This is a genomic window from Sphaerisporangium sp. NBC_01403 (assembly GCF_045040145.1).
GTDB classification, from domain to species: Bacteria; Actinomycetota; Actinomycetes; order Streptosporangiales; family Streptosporangiaceae; genus Sphaerisporangium; species Sphaerisporangium viridialbum.
In genome coordinates this window covers 9,735,139-9,754,144 of record NZ_CP109534.1, presented here as the reverse complement: position 1 = coordinate 9,754,144, position 19,006 = coordinate 9,735,139, and the positions used below count along the sequence as shown (strand labels likewise).

Annotated in this window: 15 protein-coding genes; 8 read left to right on the top strand and 7 right to left on the bottom strand. The window is 71.7% G+C overall.

Annotation, left to right across the window (positions count from 1 at the left end):
- Nucleotides 1–145: 145 nt before the first annotated feature.
- Nucleotides 146–676 (top strand): Rv3235 family protein, encoded by a 531-nt coding sequence (locus OG589_RS44105; RefSeq protein WP_405144899.1) that lies wholly within the window; start codon nt 146–148, stop codon nt 674–676.
- 52 nt (nt 677–728) lie between these two features.
- Here the strand turns inward: OG589_RS44105 and secA are convergent, their stop codons facing one another.
- Nucleotides 729–3,533: a preprotein translocase subunit SecA gene (gene secA, locus OG589_RS44100; protein ID WP_405144898.1), complete on the bottom strand. Its 2,805-nt coding sequence runs from the start codon at nt 3,531–3,533 to the stop codon at nt 729–731.
- Between the two features lie 293 nt (nt 3,534–3,826).
- Here secA and OG589_RS44095 point away from each other — a divergent pair, with 293 nt between their 5' ends.
- A complete protein-coding gene (locus OG589_RS44095; protein WP_405144897.1) occupies nt 3,827–4,114 on the top strand; it encodes an HGxxPAAW family protein in 288 nt (95 codons plus the stop codon).
- 130 nt (nt 4,115–4,244) lie between these two features.
- On the top strand, nt 4,245–5,489 hold the full coding sequence (locus OG589_RS44090; RefSeq protein WP_405144896.1) for a winged helix-turn-helix domain-containing protein: 1,245 nt from the start codon (nt 4,245–4,247) through the stop codon (nt 5,487–5,489).
- 21 nt (nt 5,490–5,510) lie between these two features.
- On the opposite strand, the gene OG589_RS44085 is transcribed toward OG589_RS44090, so the two are convergent.
- The 6 genes from OG589_RS44085 to mtrA all read right to left on the bottom strand — a co-directional run bounded on the left by OG589_RS44085 (nt 5,511) and on the right by mtrA (nt 12,743).
- Nucleotides 5,511–6,215 (bottom strand): response regulator transcription factor, encoded by a 705-nt coding sequence (locus OG589_RS44085; RefSeq protein ID WP_363912482.1) that lies wholly within the window; start codon nt 6,213–6,215, stop codon nt 5,511–5,513.
- Nucleotides 6,216–6,353: 138 nt separating this feature from the next.
- Nucleotides 6,354–7,025 (bottom strand): ribosome hibernation-promoting factor, HPF/YfiA family, encoded by a 672-nt coding sequence (gene hpf, locus OG589_RS44080; protein WP_405144895.1) that lies wholly within the window; start codon nt 7,023–7,025, stop codon nt 6,354–6,356.
- A gap of 673 nt (nt 7,026–7,698) precedes the next feature.
- Complete coding sequence (locus OG589_RS44075) at nt 7,699–8,397, bottom strand: ComF family protein (protein WP_405144894.1); 699 nt, start codon at nt 8,395–8,397, stop codon at nt 7,699–7,701.
- A gap of 101 nt (nt 8,398–8,498) precedes the next feature.
- Nucleotides 8,499–10,265: an LpqB family beta-propeller domain-containing protein gene (locus tag OG589_RS44070; protein ID WP_405144893.1), complete on the bottom strand. Its 1,767-nt coding sequence runs from the start codon at nt 10,263–10,265 to the stop codon at nt 8,499–8,501.
- Nucleotides 10,255–12,024 (bottom strand): MtrAB system histidine kinase MtrB, encoded by a 1,770-nt coding sequence (mtrB, locus tag OG589_RS44065; protein ID WP_405144892.1) that lies wholly within the window; start codon nt 12,022–12,024, stop codon nt 10,255–10,257. Before mtrB ends, OG589_RS44070 begins: the two co-directional genes overlap by 11 nt.
- Nucleotides 12,025–12,065: 41 nt before the next feature.
- On the bottom strand, nt 12,066–12,743 hold the full coding sequence (gene mtrA, locus OG589_RS44060) for an MtrAB system response regulator MtrA (protein ID WP_114031473.1): 678 nt from the start codon (nt 12,741–12,743) through the stop codon (nt 12,066–12,068).
- Nucleotides 12,744–13,042: 299 nt separating this feature from the next.
- Between mtrA and OG589_RS44055 the strand changes: the two genes are divergently transcribed.
- The 5 genes from OG589_RS44055 (at nt 13,043) to OG589_RS44035 (ending at nt 19,004) form a co-directional block, all read left to right on the top strand.
- Entirely contained in the window at nt 13,043–14,524 is a 1,482-nt protein-coding gene (locus OG589_RS44055) for a hypothetical protein (RefSeq protein WP_405144891.1), read from the top strand.
- On the top strand, nt 14,521–15,189 hold the full coding sequence (locus tag OG589_RS44050) for a DUF4129 domain-containing protein (protein WP_405144890.1): 669 nt from the start codon (nt 14,521–14,523) through the stop codon (nt 15,187–15,189). The genes OG589_RS44055 and OG589_RS44050 overlap by 4 nt, the downstream gene beginning before the upstream one ends.
- Nucleotides 15,190–15,241: 52 nt before the next feature.
- Entirely contained in the window at nt 15,242–16,417 is a 1,176-nt protein-coding gene (locus tag OG589_RS44045; protein WP_405144889.1) for a DUF4350 domain-containing protein, read from the top strand.
- 224 nt (nt 16,418–16,641) lie between these two features.
- The gene (locus OG589_RS44040; RefSeq protein WP_405152242.1) at nt 16,642–17,592 is read left to right on the top strand and encodes an AAA family ATPase; all 951 of its coding nucleotides are present in this window, start codon (nt 16,642–16,644) and stop codon (nt 17,590–17,592) included.
- Nucleotides 17,592–19,004, top strand: a complete 1,413-nt coding sequence (locus OG589_RS44035; protein WP_405144888.1) for a DUF58 domain-containing protein — start codon at nt 17,592–17,594, stop codon at nt 19,002–19,004. Before OG589_RS44040 ends, OG589_RS44035 begins: the two co-directional genes overlap by 1 nt.
- Nucleotides 19,005–19,006: the final 2 nt, after the last annotated feature.

Below are 19,006 nucleotides of genomic sequence, written 5' to 3'. Positions count from 1 at the left end.
CGGACGATCCAACTCGCGGTGATCTTTAGCCCGCAAGCCGTACGAACCGGCCGCCGGAGCAGGAAGTTGGAGCCCGCCGTATCACCGGGCCTGGCCGGAAACTCATTAGTGCGTCAAGACTCGCCGAAGACACCGGAGTGCCCCGATGTCCAGCCTCCCCCGACGTTCCCCCCGACCGGTCACCCTCCCCCGCCTGCGTGCCGTCCCCCCGGCCGACCCTCCCTACGACGACGAGCGCGGCCCCGGCTCGCTGCCTGTGGCGCCGCCGCCGACGCAGGGGGCGCTCGCCCTCGCCTACGACCCGCCCTGCGAGCCCCGGGAGCCGAGGACGGGGCCGTACGCCCTCCGGGCGGGCGGGGCGGCGGGCTCGACGCCCGACGAGCGCGGGCTGCGGAGCCTCGGGCAGGCCATGGCCGAGATCCTGGCGGGCCGCCGCCCGCCGAGCACCGTCGCCGACCGCCTCACCGAGAGGGCGTACGCCGAGCTGGTGCGCGCCGGGAGGATGATCCACACCAGACGGCCGCCGATGGTGGGGCTGCCGCACGTCAACCAGCCACGTGACGGCGCCGTCGAGGCGTGCGTGCTGGTGCGCTGCGGCGAGCGCAGCCACGTGCTGGCGATCCGCCTCGAACGGCACGGCACGCAGTGGCTGTGCACGGACTTCGAGACCGCGTGACACGGATACTGCCCCGCGACCTGTGGTGGTCGCGGGGCCGTCCGGAGAAAGGTCAGACCTGGACGTTCTTCGGGTCGCCGTGGCAGCGCTTGTACTTCTTGCCGGAGCCACAGGGGCAGGGCGCGTTGCGCTCGACGTTGCCGTACGCGGCGCGCTCCTCCGCGGTGGTGCGGACCCGGGTCTGCTCCACCTCGCCGCTCTCACCGGGAGCGCTGTAGATCATCTCGGTGGGGCGCTGCGGCCGGCGCAGCGCCTTGGAGATGATCGCACCGGCCTCGGTGACGTTGGCGTCGACGGCGGCGACCTCCTCGACGATCGGGTTGTCCTGCACCTCGACCTCGAGGTTGAACAGGTAGCCGACCGACTCCTCCTTGATGCCGTCGAGCATGGCCGCGAACATGTCGAAGCCCTCCCGCTGGTACTCGATCAGCGGGTCGCGCTGGGCGTAGGCCCGGAGCGCGATGCCCTCCTGGAGATAGTCCATCTCGTAGAGGTGCTCGCGCCACTTGCGGTCGAGCACCGAGAGGATGACGCGCCGCTCCAGCTCGCGCACGGTCTCGGCGCCGAGCTCCTCCTCACGCCGCTCGTACGCCGCGAGAGCGTCGCCCTTCACCCAGTCGGTGATCAGCTGGGGCGTGAGGTTCTCGCGCTCGCCGTCGGCCTCGCGCTCGATCAGCTCGTCGACCGTGACGGAGATCGGGTAGAGCTGCTGGAACGCCTTCCACAGCTTGTCGAGGTCCCACTCTTCGGCGAAGCCCTCGGAGGTGGCCGCCTGGACGTACCCCTCGACGACCTCGGTGATGAAGTCGCGCACCTGGTCGCGCAGGTCGGCGCCCTCGAGGACCCGGTGGCGCTCGGCGTAGATCACCTTGCGCTGGCGGTTCATGACCTCGTCGTACTTGAGGACGTTCTTGCGGATCTCGAAGTTCTGCTGCTCGACCTGGTGCTGGGCCGAGGCGATCGCCTTGGAGACGATGCCCGACTCGATCGGCACGTCCTCGGGGATGTTCAGCCGCGTCATGATCATCTCGACGCGGGCGGAGTTGAACAGCCGCATGAGGTCGTCTTCGAGCGAGAGGTAGAACCGGGACTCGCCAGGGTCGCCCTGACGGCCCGACCGGCCTCGGAGCTGGTTGTCGATGCGCCGGGACTCGTGGCGCTCGGTGCCGAGGACGTACAGGCCGCCGAGCTCGGTGACCTCCTCGTGCTCGGCCTTGACGGCGTCCTTGGCCTTCTCGAGCGCCTCGGGCCAGGCCTTCTCGTACTCCTCGGGCGTCTCCGACGGGGACAGGCCGCGCTGGTGGAGCTCGATGTCGGCCCGGAACTCGGAGTTGCCGCCGAGCATGATGTCGGTGCCTCGGCCGGCCATGTTGGTCGCGACCGTGACGGCGTGCTTGCGGCCCGCCTCGGCGATGATCGTGGCCTCACGGGCGTGGTTCTTGGCGTTCAGCACCTCGTGCTGGACGCCGGCCCGCTTGAGCGCCTTGGAGAGCCTCTCGGACTTCTCGACCGAGGTGGTGCCGACGAGGACCGGCTGGCCCCGCTCGTAGCGCTCCTTGATGTCGATCACGCAGGCGTTGAACTTGGCGTCCTCGCTCTTGTAGACCACGTCGGCCTGGTCCCTGCGGACCATCGGCCGGTTGGTCGGGATCGGGATGACGCCGAGCTTGTAGGTCTGGTGGAACTCGTTCGCCTCGGTGGTGGCCGTGCCGGTCATGCCGGACAGCCTGGAGTAGAGGCGGAAGTAGTTCTGCAGGGTGATCGTGGCGAGGGTCTGGTTCTCGTCCTTGATCTTCACGGACTCCTTGGCCTCGATGGCCTGGTGCATGCCCTCGTTGTAGCGGCGCCCGTGGAGCACGCGACCCGTGAACTCGTCGACGATCAGGACTTCACCGTCGACGACGATGTAGTCCTTGTCCTTCTTGTAGAGCTCCTTGGCCTTGATGGCGTTGTTGAGGAAGCCGACCAGGTGGGTGTGCTCGGGCTTGTAGAGGTTGTCGATGCCGAGCCAGTCCTCGACCTTCTCGACACCGGCCTCGAGGACGCCGACCGTGCGCTTCTTCTCGTCGACGATGTAGTCGCCGGTGCTCTCCTCGCCCTCCTTGCCCTCGACGCCGCGGCGGAGGCGGGGGACGATCTTGGCGAACTCCTGGTACCACTTGCCGGACTGCTCGCCGGGACCGGAGATGATCAGCGGCGTACGGGCCTCGTCGATGAGGATGGAGTCGACCTCGTCGACGACGGCGAAGGCGTGGCCCCGCTGCACGCACTCATCCAGCGACCACGCCATGTTGTCGCGGAGGTAGTCGAAGCCGAACTCGTTGTTCGTGCCGTAGGTGATGTCGGCGTTGTACTGCTTGCGGCGCTCGTCCGGCGGCATGTTCGCCAGGATCACGCCGACCTCGAGACCGAGGAAGCGGTGCACCCGGCCCATGTTCTCGGCGTCACGCTTGGCGAGGTAGTCGTTGACCGTGACGACGTGCACGCCCTTGCCGGCGATCGCGTTGAGGTACGCGGGCAGCGTACAGGTCAGGGTCTTGCCCTCACCGGTGCGCATCTCGGCGATGTTGCCGAGGTGGAGCGCGGCCCCGCCCATGATCTGCACGTCGAAGTGGCGCTGGCCGAGGACCCTGCGGGCCGCCTCGCGCACGGCGGCGAACGCCTCGGGAAGCAGGTCGTCGAGGGACTCGCCATCGGCGTGACGCTGCCTGAACTCAGCGGTCAGCGCGCGCAGCTCGGCGTCGCTGAGGCTGGTGAAGTCGGACTCGATGGAGTTGACCTGCTCGGAGATCCGCTTCAGCTTACGCAGGACCTTGCCCTCGCCGGCGCGAAGAATCTTGTCGAGAATGGCTGGCACTTTTTGTAAAGCTCCTCGCAGGTCTGTACCGCGGCCCGACGGCTGCGGACATGAGGACGAGACATGGTTCCCCGTAGCCATGGTAGGCGGTTTCACCACCGGACACAGCCATCGTCAACGACGCTGTACGGAGCACGAAGGTTCCCCGACCCCTCCCACCTGAGGCCTTTACAGGGCACGGCCTGCGGGAGGGGGAGTGACGTTGTATATCGTGCGATGGTAAGGGGAGGGAATCTTTGCCTCGGGGCGCCCCTCTGGCGACATGGGAATTTGGACGAAAACAGGGAGTCAGGATGGCCGACAGCGCACCGGCGCAGGCACACAGCGGGCAGTCTCACGCGGGAAGGCCCACGTCGTGGCTCGCCGTCACCGTGATCCTGCTGGGGTTCACCATCGGCGGCATCGCCCTGGTGATGGGTCCCAACTGGTTCCTCTTCTGGACCGGCGCCGGCGTCATCGCGGTCGGCGGCGTGCTGGCCCTGGTGTTCGACATCTTCTCCGATGTCATCGAGGACGCCCCCCGCACCATCGCGATCCAGGAGCACCACTCCCCGTTCGAGCGTCACACCGACAGCGTCTGACCGCTCTTCGCTGAGCCTCGCCCCGGAAGACCGGGCCGCCCCCGCCGTGCACCGCCGCGGCGGGGGCGTTCTCTTTCGCCGCGACACCTGCGTATCGGTTTTGTCGGTGGCACGCCCTACCATCGAGCGCATGCCGAATGGTTTCCCCGCCCCCGCGCTGGAGCTCTCCGCCGACGAGGCGCGCCGGTTCATCCTCCGCGCCCAGGGCTTCCTCGGAGCAGACTCCCGGCGTGGCGGGGTGACCGCCATGCTGCGCCGCCTGGCCGCCGTGCAGCTCGACACCATCTCCGTGCTCGCCCGCTCCCACGAGCTGGTGGCGTACGCGCGGCTGGGGCCGGTCGGCAGGGCCGAGGTCGAGCGGGCCTACTGGCACGAGCCCGCCCTCGCCTTCGAGTACTGGTGCCATGCGGCCTGCGTCGTGCCGATCGCCGACTGGCCGCTCTACTCCTTCCGCCGCCGGGCCTACCGCGAGCGGCGCTTCCGGTGGCACGAGGTGCCGCCCACGGTCGACAAGGTGCTCGAGCAGGTCAGGAACGAAGGGCCGCTGACCACCACCGAGCTGGGCGGAGCCAAGAACGGCGGCCCCTGGTGGGACTGGTCCGACGTCAAGATCGCCGTGGAGTTCCTCCTCGACATCGGCGAGGTGGTCTGCACGCGCAGGGTCGGCTGGCGCCGCGTCTACGACATCGCCGAGCGCGTGGTCCCCACTCCCCTGCTCGGCCAGGAGCTCACCGACGCCGAGTGCGTCACCCGCCTCACGGGCATCGCGGGCGCCGCCCTGGGCGTCGCGACCCGCGCCGACCTCGCCGACTTCATCCGCGTGCGCGGCGCCCACGGGGCGATGCTCGACCAGGCGCTGCTCGACGGCACGTCCGGGCTGGTGCCGGTGCGCGTGGCCGGCTGGTCCGACGGCAGGGGCGGTGGCGGGGCCGCGCGGTCCAACGCCTGGGCGGACCCCGCCGCGCTGGAGACCGTGCCGAAGGGACGCCACCGCACCACCCCGCTGTCCCCGTTCGACTCCCTGGTGTGGGACCGCGCCCGCACCGAGCGGGTGTTCGGCTTCACCCACCGCCTGGAGGCGTACGTGCCGAAGGACAAGCGCGTCCACGGCTACTTCACGATGCCGGTGCTGGCCGGGGGGCGGCTGATCGGGCGGGTCGACCCCGCCCGCGAGGGGTCGACCTTCGTGGCCAGGCAGGTGGGGTTCGAGCCGGCGGCGGGCCGTGCTGCGGGCGCGGTGCGCGCCGGGTCGGTGGAGGCCATGGCCTCGGCGCTGTGGGAGGCCGCGGCCTGGGTCGGCTGCGACGACGTGCGCGTGGAGCGGGTCGGCACGCCGGAGCTGGCGGCGCCGCTCCAGGCGGCCCTGCGGCGGTAGGGCCGCAGGGCTCGCGTGGGCTCAGGTGATCTCGAGGAGGCGTTCCCGCACGGCGTAGACCACCGCTTCCATCCGTGAGTGCAGCTGGAGCTTCTCCAGGATGTTGCGCACGTGGTTCTTGACGGTGTTCTCGGAGATGAACAGCTGCTTGGCGATCTCGCGGTTGTTCATGCCCTTGGCGACCAGGCGCAGCACCTCCATCTCGCGCTCGGTCAACCGCGGCACAGGGAGCTGCGGCGGGCGCTCGGCCTCCTTGCGGCTCATGTTGGCGAACTCGCTGATGAGCTTGGCCGCCATGGCCGGGTTGATGAGCGACTGGCCCTCGTGGACGCCGCGCACGGCGTCCGGCACCTCGTCGATCTGCACGTCCTTCAGCAGGTAGCCCGTGGCACCCGCCTTGATGGCCTCGAAGAGGTCCTCCTCCTCGTCGCTCACGGTCAGCATGACGATGCGCGCGCTCGGCACCGATGCCTTGATGACCCTGGTCGCCTCGATGCCGCCCTGCCTGGGCATCCGGACGTCCATCAGAACGACGTCGGGCAGAAGGCGATCGGCTATCTCGACCGCCTCCTGACCGTCGCTCGCCTCGCCGACCACCTCGATGTCCGGCTCCGCGGCCAGCGCCAGCTCCAGGCTCCGCCGGATCAACGCGTGATCGTCAACGATCAGCACGCGGATCGGCTCTTCACGCCCGGAGTGGCCGGCCGTTTCGTCGGTCTGCGTCACGCCTCCTCCTCGTGGGGAGCCAGATCGCGCCAGGTAGGTCGATCCCTACCGCGCGACGCTCCCGCGCCGTCGGAACCGCCATCATTACATGGGTTTCCGACGCGCGGGGGTGGTCGAGAGGATCTTCGAACGCGTTGGTTACTGTTCTACGAGCCGCAAGACGCCATAGGCATACCCGACACGCCGGTAGACGACGCTGGGTTGCCCGCACTCCTTGTCCCTGAACAGATAGAAATCGTGCCCGACGAGCTCCATCTCCAGCAGCGCCTGGTCGATGGTCATCGGGTCGGCCTGGTGGAACTTCTCGCGGACGACCAGGGGGCCGTCCCCCTCCATCTCGATCGGAACGATCGGTTCGGGGTACTCGGCCTCGCTCGGCGGCGACTTCTCGGCCGCGGCCCTCTCCTGTACCTGGGGCTCTACGGGAAGCGGCTCGGGCAGCGGCTCGTAGTTGTCGGCCAGAGCGGAGGTCAGCTCGGCGACCGAGGGGGGGCAGTGATTGCCGTGGTGGACCTTGCGGCGGTCGGCGATGCGCCTGAGCCGCCCTTCGAGCTTGCCGAGGGCGATGTCGAGCGCCGCGAACCGGTCATCGGCGGACGCCTCCGCCCGGACGGCGGGGCCCTTGGAGTGGATCGTCAGCTCCACCCGCTCGCGGTCGTCGGTCGCCCGGACGTTCGCTTCCTTGGACACCTCCACGTCCACTCGTATGAGCTTGTTGTCCAGTCGTTCGATCCTGGCCAATTTGGTCGTCACATGATCGCGGAACCGGTCACTCACACTGGTGTGCCGTCCCTTGACAATGATGTCCACTCAAAGGCCCCCCTTCGTCTCGACTGCGAGGAGGGCACCCGTCCGGCCGACCTGGTCTTCGTCCCCACATCCGCCTGCTGAGGAGTTCGCGGCTCAGTCGCCACTACTGTCCTTCTCTTCTGACGGAGGGCATCTGACCCTCCGGGAAGGCAGGACTTACCTCTAAGCCGCACCGTGATCGGTCGACGAAGAGTCGCCTTACGTGGGCCGTTTCGCCTGCGGCTGGCATCGGCTAGCCAGTCCGGTCCCCTTGCGGGGGTCGGTCCGGCGCAACCACGGACCCGAACGGGTGCCATGGCTCGAACGCTAGTCGCTACCGGCGCGAATGTCAGCCGTGAGATCAGCGAAAGGATCACTGTAAGTGATCTCCTTACGGGGCCCAGCCCGTTGGCGGACGGGAAGTTGACGATGCTCGGAGCCGTTGTGCGAGGGCTTCTCGCATCCGTTGACCTGCGAGATCGGAGGTTCCGGCCAGCAACATGTGACTGCGGGGGCAGGCTCCGGATTTGACCAATTCATTACCCTTCGTAATCTTTTAGAGTTGGATCTAACCCGGGCGTGTCGCGCGCCTCCCGTCACTCGGACGATCACCGTGAGCGCCCCGGGAATGCCTCGTGCCCGCGTCCGGTCAGCGCACGGTCATGGACGACCGCGCCGGGGCACGCCGACGCCATCAGCGCGCCCGGCGTGGCGTGGCGGCCAGGGTGACCGCCAGCGGAACCTTCACGCCCTCGCGGCGCAGCGCCACCGCGGCCTCCGCCAGCGTCGTGCCGGTGGTCACGATGTCGTCGACGAGCACCGCGACCGGGCCGGACCGCCCCCACAGAGGATGCTCGCGCGCGCTTCCGGCGTGCCGGACCCCGAAGGCCCCGGCGAGATTCGCGGCTCTCTGCGAGGCGCTCAGGCCCGCCTGGTCGCGCACCCGCCGCCGCTGCGCGAGGACCGGCGCGAGCGTCACCGGCCCGCCCTGCGACCGCAGGGCCCGTACGGCCAGCTCCGCCAGCCGCCCGACGGGATCATGGCCGCGCCGCCGCACGGCCCCACGGGAGCTGGGGATCGGGACCAGGGCGAACGGCGCGTCGAGGCCGGTCGCCCGCAGGGCCGCCACGAGGGTGGCGGTCAGGGACGCGGCGAGCGGGCGCGCGAGCGCCGTACGCCCGCGCTCCTTGTACGCGAGGACGGCGCGGCGGGGCGCTCCCTCGTAGCGGGCGGCCGCCCAGCAGTCGGGCAGTCCGCGAGGAGGCGGGCTCGGCGCCCTCGGGCACGGATCGGCGTCGAGCTCCGCCGCGCAGGCGGGGCACACCACCGCGCCGGCCCGGGCGCACCCGGCGCAGCGAGCGGGCAGGACCAGATCGAGGAACGCGGTCAGCACCCCGCCACCATGCGCCCCGCCACCGACAGAAACCGCGTGCCGCCCGGCACTTGCGCACAGGTCGCACGTCACACGGCACTTGCCGGCTCTGGCGGGCCCGGTCAGCCGAGGGGGTAGACCGGGGCGCCGGCTCCGCTCTTGACCAGGGTGCTCCACTGGCGCTTCTGCGGGTCCCACATCAGCAACTCGCCCGCCGCCGTGCCGGCCAGAAGCGAGATGGGGTCCGGGCCCGCGGTGATGGTCTCGATGCGGGCCGCCGCCTTGGCCGTCTCGACCCGCACCCCCTGCGTGACCGACCAGGGGGTCAGCTCGCGGTCGGACTTGGTGTCCGTGAGGACCAGGAGCGTGCTGGCGTCCCGCCACGCGATTTCGACGATCCGCTGGCCGTCGTCGGCGGGCACGAGCGGGCGGAGGTTCTCCACGGCCCAGGTGGTCCTGTTGATCGAGCCCACCAGGACCTGCTCGCCGTGCCCGTCGTCCGCGATGACGGCCACCCGGGCCCCGTCCCGCGCGACGCGGAAGGCCTTGACGTCCATGGACTCCAGCTCGGGCGCGCTGACCGTGAACTGCCGCGAGGGGTCGTGCGCCCTGAGCACCTGCGACTTGCGGGGGCCCTGCCGCGAGACCGACCAGACGTCCCCGTAGCGGTCCCAGGACGGCGGGGTGAGGCCCGGCCCCTCGATCCAGCGCTGCCACTGGCTGCCGGGGGTGATGCCGGTGACCCAGACGCCGCCGTTCTTCTCCAGGGCCGCCATCTTGGGCGGCTCGTCGTTGGACACGGCCAGGTGCGTGAACTGCCGCGCCGGGCCTCCCGTGCCGAGCGTCACGGGGCTGTCGCTGTCCCTGTCGATCCTGTGGAGCTTGCCCTGCTGGAGGTAGTAGGTCGTGGGCTGGGAGGACAGCACGTCCGGATTGAAGCGCTCGTAGTCGCGCGGGTCGATGACCCACGGAGCGCCGGGGAACTGCTCGCCGTTGACCCTCACCTCGATGCGCCGCGACTCGGTCAGCGGTTTGAGCGTCCAGGAGAGCTGGGCCGACAGCGCCTCTCTGTTCCCGGCCACCAGGGCCGAGTCGACGATGCCGTAGGTGAAGTCGGCGACGACCGTGTCACCGTCGGCGGAGACCCTGTTGACGTCGACGTTCGGCCCGAACGCGGATTCGACCGCGCCCCTGAGCGGCGTGGTCGGCCCGTCGAGCAGCCGGCGGACCAGCGACTTGCCCAGCCCCTCGCCGGGGTTGATCGGCACCCTCACCTGGTCGGCGACCAGGCCCGCCGACTGATAGGCCGCGAAGTACAGGTCGAAGGACCGGTAGGCGCGCTTGAAGTCGTCGTTGGAGAGCAGCAGCCCGGGCGGCGCGGACGAGATGCGCCACTGGCCCCCCACCTTCACCAGCGTGAAGCCCTTGTTCAGCCCGGTGCCCGCCGAGGCGTCGCTCGGCACGTAGTGGCCGTCGACGTCGAGCGCGCCGAGCATGGTGCCCTTCAGGGCGACGTGCGCCTGCTGGACGTCGTCCCGCGGCGTGTCGGTGCTGGGCTTGGCGTCGTCGTAGATCGTGACGGCGTCGAACGGGCTCCAGGTGCGCTGGGCCTCCCCCGTCAGGTACTGCCTGGCCAGGGCGCGAAGGGGGTCGTCGAAGCTCGCGGCCGCGGCGAGGAAGCCGACGACGATCTCCAGAGGCGAGCCGTTCGGCTTCGGCGGCCCTGCGAGGATCCGTACGTACGGCTGGCTGAGCGGGTCGCCTCCGCCCGCGTCGCGCGCGGGGAAGATGCTGCCCCCGGTCGGCACCGTGGAGCACGACGCCGAGGCGAGGACGACGGCGGCGAGGGCGAACGCTCGCAGCCCGCGCGCTCGGGACCTAGTCGGCATCGAAGCCCCCCTCGATCGCCGGGGAGAGGACCGGCGTGGCCTGCCCTCTCCAGGTGCGCCGCATCTCGACCTCGGGCGGCACGAGCGGCAGCGGCGACCCGCGCAGTTCGGCCCCGGCCTGGCGGGGCAGCGATAACCGGAACTGCGACCCCTCGCCGTGCATGCCCCACGCCTGGAGCCAGCCGCCGTGCAGCATAGCGTCCTCGCGCGAGATCGCGAGGCCGAGGCCGGTGCCGCCGATGGTGCGGGCCCGGGAGGGATCGGCCCGCCAGAACCGGTCGAAGACCATGTTCTCCTCGCCGGGCTTGAGCCCGACCCCGTGGTCGCGCACCGCCACCGCCACCGCGTCGCGGTCGGCGCCCAGCGTGACCACGATGTCGCGGCCCTCGCCGTGCTCGATGGCGTTGAACAGCAGGTTGCGCAGGATGCGCTCGACCCTGCGGCTCTCGACCTCGGCCATGCACGGCTCGTTGGGCAGCCGCAGGTCGAGCCGGGTGGACTTGCGCTCGGCCAGCGGCTGGGAGTCGCCGACCGCCCGCAGGACGACGTCGCGCATGTCGACCGAGTCGATGTCCAGCGTCGCGGCCCCGGCGTCGTACCGGCTGATCTCCAGCAGGTCGGCGAGCATCGACTCGAAGCGTTCGAGCTGGTTCTGCATGAGCTCGGCCGAGCGCGCGGCCGCGGGCTCGAAGTCCTCGCGGCTCTCGTACAGCAGGTCGGCCGCCATGCGCACGGTGGTCAGCGGGGTGCGCAGCTCGTGGGAGACGTCGGACACGAACTGCCGCTGGACCTGGGAGAGCTCCTCCAACTGGTGGATCTTCAGTGCCAGGTTGGAGGCCATCTCGTTGAAGGAGGTCGCGAGGCGGGCGAGGTCGTCCTCACCGCGCACCTTCAGCCGCTCGGACAGCTTGCCCGCGGCGAGGCGCTCGGCGGCCTGGCGGGTGAGCCGGACCGGGGTGACCACCTGCCGGGTCACCAGCGAAGCCACGGCGGCGAGCAGGAGCACCAGTGCCACGCCCACCACGATCAGCCACCGCTGGACCATGGTGAGGGTGTACACGTCGTCGGTCAGCGGGAAGAAGTGGTAGACCTCGTAGTCGCCGCCGTAGATGTTCGTCACCAGGGAGCCGATGGCGAGGGCCGGCACCGGCTTCGGGTCGTGTAAGTAGTAGATCGAGGTGTACTGCCACCACTGGGGCGGATCCTTGACCTGCCGCACCTTGTCGCGTAGCTGCCGGGGCACGCTCTTCGGATCGACGTTCCCGGTGCCGCGGTCCTGGCCGACCTCGTCTGCGTTGAGTATCACCACGCTGTAACGGGCGTCCGACCGCATGGCGAGGGCCAGCGCCGCCTGTTCGAGCGGAGCGCCCATGACGATCTCGGAGCTGTCCTCCTGCGAGGCCACCGACTGCTTGGACACCGCCGCCTGGGGCTGGTTGAGGTAGCTCGTCACCGTGGTGACGTTGGCCTGCGCCTCGGCGATCGCCGCGTGCACGCGGCCGTCGAGGACCGCCTTGCTGATCATCTGCGTGAGGAAGGTGCCCAGCACCGCGACGACGATCATGGAGATGACCATCGTGCTGGTGACCACCCTGAGCTGCAGCGAGCGCCGCCAGACGCGGCGCACCCGGCCCACGGCGCGGCGGGCCCGCCTGCGGGCGCCGCGCACGATCTGGCGCGGGGTGCGCCGGGTCTTCCGCTTCGCCTTGGGCCTGGACGCGGTGCGGGCGGCGCCTGAGGACGAGGTCGGGGAGGCCATGGGGATGTCCGGGGGTCACAGCGCGGGCACGGCGGGGCCGCCTACGCCGGACCGGCCTTGTAACCGACGCCGCGTACCGTCACCACGATCTCGGGGTGCTCCGGATCCTTCTCGATCTTGGCGCGGAGACGCTGGACGTGCACGTTGACCAGCCGCGTGTCGGCCGCGTGCCGGTAGCCCCAGACCTGCTCCAGCAGCACCTCGCGGGTGAACACCTGGCGCGGCTTGCGGGCGAGCGCGACCAGCAGGTCGAACTCCAGCGGGGTGAGGTTGACGGTCTCCTCTTCCCGCTTGACCGAGTGGCCGGCGACGTCGATGGTGATGTCGCCGATCTGCAGCACCTCGGGGGTCGGCTCGTCGGTGCGGCGCAGCCGCGCGCGCACCCGTGCGACGAGCTCCTTCGGCTTGAACGGCTTGACGATGTAATCGTCGGCCCCGGACTCCAGGCCGAGCACGACGTCGATGGTGTCGCTCTTGGCCGTCAGCATGACGATCGGCACGCCGGACTCCGCGCGGATGCGGCGGCACACGTCGATGCCGTCGGCCCCAGGCAGCATCAGGTCAAGAAGCACCAGGTCAGGGCGCGTGTCGCGGAATGCGTCGAGTGCCTTGTCTCCGTCGGATACGAACGACGGCTCGAAGCCCTCGCCCCGAAGGACAATGCCGAGCATCTCGGCGAGAGCGGCGTCGTCGTCGACGACCAGCACGCGTCCTTTCATGGCCCCTCATTCGTTGCACAGTTGGAGGTTGCGGCGAGAGCCGTACGACCGACCGAAGGCTACCCGCGAGTCATCGCATGGTGATAAACGATCGAACAATAGCTTCACCAAAAGCCGAATTTTAGGCGCACGTTACTGAACCCGCCAATGATCTGGCTCGATGAGCTTGTGGCGTGGCGTGGCGCGGGTCCGTGCGGCCCCTCCCCAAGTCTGCGCCAAGTCCGCATATTCGGCCATCCCCTGCCTTGATCGCTTGGCTGGCCACCACGGAGAGCGGTGCGACATGCCAGGATTGGGATATGTCAGACGGTCACGGCTCCACGCCCGCCACGCCCCCGGGTTGGGCGGAGAACCAGCCTCCGCCGTACTCCGGCCAGGACCGGACGCCGTGGACCGCTCCCGGCGGCTCAGGCCCGCCCGCGGGCGAGCCCGCCCCATCACCCGGCCAGACCCCCTACGACCAGCCCGGTTATGGCCGGCCCGGTTACGGGCAGGCCCCTGACGGCCAGGCGGCGCCGGTTCCGCCCGGTCACGACCCGAACGCGCAGGCCCCGCACCAGCCTTCCTACGGCCAGGGCCCGTACGGGCCGTACGGGCAGGCGCCCGCCTACGGGCAGCCGTACGGCTACCGCCCGCCGCCCCAGGCCCTGCGCCCGGGCATCATCCCGCTGCGCCCGCTCGGCCTCGGCGACATCCTCGACGGCACCATCAAGCTGATCCGCTCCAACCCCAAGGCCACACTCGGCCTGTCGGCCATCGCCGCCGCGATCGGCACGCTGCCCCTGGCGGTCGGCCAGGCGGTGTACTACCGCTCCATGGGCGACCTGCTGGCGAACCCCGCGGCGATCGAGCCGGGCGCCGGCGTGCCGATGGGCGGGCTGATCGCCCAGCTTGGCGGGGCCGTCCTGTCGATGATCGTGCAGTTCTTCCTCGTCACCATGCTGACCGGCGTCCTGACGAGGGTCCTCGGCCGTTCGGTCTTCGGCGGCAGGATCACCATCGGCGAGGCCTGGCGGCTCACCCGCTCGCGGCTGGCCGCCCTGTTCGGGCTGGCACTGCTCACCGGGCTGATCGCGCTCGCCCCGCTCGCCGTGGGGGTCGCGCTCCTCGTGGCCCTCGGCGCCGCCGGTGCGAGCGTGACCGCCATCCTGCTCACCGGCCTGGTGCTCGTCCTGGCCTACGTCGCCTACGCCCTGTTCATCAGCACCCGCTTCTCCCTGGCCGCAGCGGCGGTCGTGCTGGAGCGGCGCGGCGTCGTCGACTCGATGCGCAGGTCGTGGGGGCTCGTCAGCGGGGACTTCTGGCGGGTGCTGGGCATCCTGATCCTGACCCAGCTCCTGGTCGGCGTCCTCGGCGGCGTGCTCTCCGTGCCGGTCAACATCATCAGCATCGTCGTGTCGTTCGGCGGGCAGGGCAGCGTCGCCGCCACGGTGGTGACGACCATCCTGTTCACCGTGGGCGGCATCCTCAGCTCGATGATCACCTATCCCATCCAGGCCGGGGTCAACGGCCTGCTCTACACCGACCGGCGGATGCGGGCCGAGGCGTTCGACCTCGTGCTGCAGACCGCCGCGATCGAGCAGCAGCGCCAGGGCTGGGTGCCGGCCACGGCCGACGACCTGTGGCACCCGTCCCACGCCGCGGGTCCCCACGCGTCCGGCCCCACCGGGCCGCACGGTCCCGGGCCTGGCGGGCCGTACGGGGCCGGGCCGTACGCGCCCGGGCCGTACGCGCCCGGGCCGGCCGGGCCGCACACCACCGGCACCCCCGGAGCACCGTGATCATCTCTGTGATCGGCGCCCTGGCCGACGCCGTGGTCCTCGACGACATCGGGCGGGACGAAGCGCGCCGCAGGGCCGTGGAGGAGCTCGTCAGGCCCGAGTACCAGCAGGAGTCGCTGATCGACCGGCTCTTCAGGACCGTGGAGGAGTTCCTCGACGGCCTGCTCGACAGCGCGCCCGGAGGCGTCCCCGGGGGTGTGTTCGCGCTGGTCATCGTGCTGCTGCTCGTCGCCGCCCTGGTCCTGCTGATCGCCTGGCAGGCCAAGCGGGCCACGCGGAGCCGCCGGGCCGCCGCCGACGGGCTCTTCGGCACCCGCGAGCGCACGGCCGACGAGCACCGGGCCGAGGCCGAGCGCCTCGCGGGGGAGTCGCGCTGGGCCGAGGCCATCCGCGAGCGGCTCAGGGCCATCGCACGCGACCTGGAGCACCGGGCCATCGTCGCGCCGCAGCCCGGAAGGACGGCGGACGAGCTGGCCGACGCCGCGGGCCGGGAGCTCCCCGCGTTCGCCGCGCGGCTGGCCGTGGCGGCCCGCCTGTTCGACGACGTGACCTACGGCGAGGCGCCGGGAACCGCGGAGGGCTGCCAGGCCATGTCGGAGCTCGACCGGGACCTGCGCGCCGCCAGGCCGGCGGCGGTCACCCCGGCCGCGGCGGGCGCCCGATGACCGCCACGGCGCCGAGGCGGCCGGCCGCCGGATCCGTCAGGGGAGACGCCCCATGACGGTCACGGCACCGGAGCGAGCGGCCCCGAGCGCCCCCGCGACCTCGACGTCCCCGACCGCGCGGAGCATCTGGCGCGGCGGCCGGGGCATCGTGCTCTTCGGCGTGATCGTCATCGTCGTCGCGGCGCTCACCGCGCTGGTCACCGGCACCTCCACCGAGGGCCGGCGTCTCGACCCCGCCGACGCGACGCTCACCGGCGGCAAGGCCCTCGCCGAGATCCTCGGCCGGCGCGGGGTCCGGGTCGAGCGGGTCTCCACCGCGGAGGACGTCGTACGCCTGGACGGGCCGGGCGCGCAACTGCTCGTGTCCAGCACCGCCTACCTCGGCGACGACGACATCGCCACGCTCTCGCGCACCCGCGCCGACCGGCTGATCGTCGGTACGACCCCGGGCCTGCTCGGCCTCGCTCCCGGGATCACGGCGAGCGGCCAGGCGGCCGTACGGTCGAGGGAGCCGCGATGCGACCTTCCCGCCGCCGTCCGGGCGGGCAGCGCGTTCACCGGAGGCGCCGCCCTCAGCGTGCCCACCGGGTCGGTCGGCTGCTATCCGAGCGGCGACGGGCCGAGCCTGGTGCGCTCTTTCAGCTCCCGTGTGGTGACCGTGGTGGCCGACGGCGCGTTCATGACGAACCAGCGGCTCGCGGAGGACGGCAACGCCGCGCTGGCGATCAACCTCGCGGGCGCCAGGCCGGTCCTGATCTGGCTGGTGCCGGACGAGTCGGGGCTGATCCCCGGCTCGGGGGACGCCTCCGCCGGTGACCTGGTCCCCGCCGGAGTGCCCTGGGCAGTGCTCCAGCTCGGCGTCGCGCTGCTGCTGGCGGCCTTGTGGCGGGGCCGCCGTCTCGGCCCCGTGGTGGTCGAGGCGCTGCCCGTGGTCGTGCGAGCGGCGGAGACCGTCGAGGGGCGTGGCCGCCTCTACCGCGCCCGCCGGGCCCGCGACCGCGCCTCCGCCACCCTGCGGGCGGCGACCGCCGCCCGGCTCGCCCCGAGGCTCGGGCTGTCCGGTGACGCGACGCCCAACGAGATCATCGCCGCGACTGCTCTCCGGACCGGGCAGGATGCGGTTTGGGTGCGTTCGGTCATGTACGGCCTGATACCGGCGGATGACGCCGGGCTCGTCGCCCTGGCCAGCCACCTCGACACCTTGGAAAGGCAGGTACGAGAGCCGTGACCACACCTCCGCCCGGAGGCCCTTTGAGCGGATCGCCCGGTCACCCCTCGGCGGCTCCCGGAGGTCCAGGACTTCCCGAGCCCGCCGAAGGCCAGGGCCCTTCGGGATATCCAGGTCCTTCCACACCTCCCGGGCCGTCCTACGGGCCTTCCGGGACGCCGCCGCCCCCGGCCGGCGTCCCCGCGGACGTCCCGCCGCCCCCGGCCCGCGAGCCGTCCGGCTCCATCCCCGGCGACCTGGCCAGGGACGCCCTCGGAGCGCTGCGCGCCGAGGTGGGCAAGGCCGTCGTGGGGCAGGACGCCGTGGTCACCGGACTGGTGATCGCCCTGCTGTGCAAGGGGCACGTGCTGCTGGAGGGCGTCCCCGGCGTGGCCAAGACGCTGCTGGTGCGCACGCTGTCCGCCACCCTGTCCATGGACTTCAAGCGGGTGCAGTTCACGCCCGACCTGATGCCGGGAGACGTCACCGGCTCGCTGGTGTACGACGCCAAGACGGCGGAGTTCGCCTTCCGCGAGGGCCCGATCTTCACCAACCTCCTGCTCGCCGACGAGATCAACCGCACGCCTCCGAAGACCCAGGCCGCGCTGCTTGAGGCCATGGAGGAGCGGCAGGTCAGCGTGGACGGCTCGCCGGTGAGGCTGCCCGACCCGTTCGTGGTGGTCGCCACGCAGAACCCCATCGAGTACGAAGGCACCTACCAGCTGCCGGAGGCGCAGCTCGACCGGTTCCTGCTCAAGCTGACCGTTCCGCTACCGCCGCGCGACCAGGAGATCGCGGTGCTCGAACGCCACGCGCTCGGCTTCGACCCGAAGGACCTGTCGCACGTCAAGCAGGTGGCGACGGCCGCCGACCTCGCCGCGGCGCGGGCCGAGGTCGCCAAGGTCCACGTGGCTCCCGAGGTGCTCGGGTACATCGTCGACCTGGCCCGGGCCACCCGCCTGTCCCCGTCCCTGCAGCTCGGCGTGTCCCCGCGTGGCGCGACCGCGCTGCTCGCGGCCGCCCGTGCCTGGGCCTGGCTGTCCGGCCGGTCCTACGTCACCCCGGACGACGTGAAGGCCCTGGCCAAGCCCGCCCTGCGGCACCGCGTCCAGCTCCGTCCCGAAGCCGAGCTGGAGGGCGCGACACCGGACGGGCTGCTCGACGGCGTGCTCGCCTCGGTCCCGGTCCCCCGCTGATGGCGCTGACCGGCCGCGCGGGGCTGATCGCGGCGCTGGGCGCCGTGGGCGTGCTGTTCGCCCCGCGACCCGCCTACGCCGTGCTGGGCCTGCTGCTGTTGCTGTGCGCGCTCGTCGCGGTCGACCTGCTGTTCGCCGGGGGCGTGCGCCCGCTGCGCTTCCGGCGCGCCGGCGAGCACCTCGTACGGCTGGGCGAGTCGGTCGCGGTGGAGCTGGTCGTCGAGAACCCCGGACGCCGGCGCGTACGCGGCACGCTGCGTGACGCCTGGCCGCCGTCGGCCGGCGCGAGCCCGCGCCACCTGCGCCTCGACGTCCCGGGCGGCGAGCGCCGCCGCCTCGTCACGACGCTCACGCCGTCGCGGCGCGGCGACCGCCAGGCCGTCACGATCACGGTGCGGTCGCTCGGCCCCCTCGGCGTGGCCGCCCGCCAGGGGTCGCACCACGTGCCCTGGACCGTGCGGGTGCTGCCGCCCTTCCTCAGCCGCAAGCACCTGCCCGCGAAGCTGTCCAAGCTCCGCGAGCTGGAGGGACAGCATCCGGCCCTGGTGCGCGGCCAGGGCACGGAGTTCGACTCCCTGCGCGAGTACGTCGTGGGCGACGACGTGCGCTCGATCGACTGGCGTGCCACCGCCCGCCGCTCGGACGTGGTCGTCAGGACCTGGCGCCCCGAACGCGACCGCCGCGTCCTGATCGTCCTCGACACCGGCCGCACCTCGGCCGGCCGCGTCGGCACCTCCCCCATCCCCGCACCGCCCGGCCCCGGCAGCGGCACCTCCCCGCTTCTCCCGGCTCTCCCGGCGGGCGGGGCGGGGCGCCGCGCGGACGGCGTCGCGGCCACGACCGCCGCCGGATGGCCGCGTCTCGACTGGTCGATGGACGCGGCCCTGCTGCTGGCCGCCCTCGCGACCCGCGCCGGGGACCGCGTCGACTTCCTCGCCCACGACCGCGCCGTACGGGCGTGGATGTCCGGCGCCTCCCGTACGGACTCGCTGTCGGCGCTGGTCAACGTGATGGCGCCCATCGAGGCCGAGCTGGTCGAGGCGGACTCCGCGAGCATGGTCGCGGCCGTACTGGCCAGGGCCAAGCGGCGGTGCCTGGTCGTCCTGCTCACCGACCTGAACCCGGCGGCCATGGAGGAGGGCCTGCTCCCTGTGCTCCCCCAGCTCGCCTCGCGCCACGTCGTGCTGGTCGCCGCCGTCGCCGATCCGCGCGTCGCCGAGATGGCGGCGGGCCGTGGCACGGCCGAGCAGGTCTACGACGCGGCGGCGGCCGAGCACCTGCGCGGCGAGCGCGCACGGCTCACGGCCCGGCTACGCCGGCACGGCTGCGAGGTCGTGGACGCCACTCCTGACGACCTGGCCCCCGCCCTCGCCGACACCTACCTGGCCATGAAAGCCACCGGCCGCCTCTGACC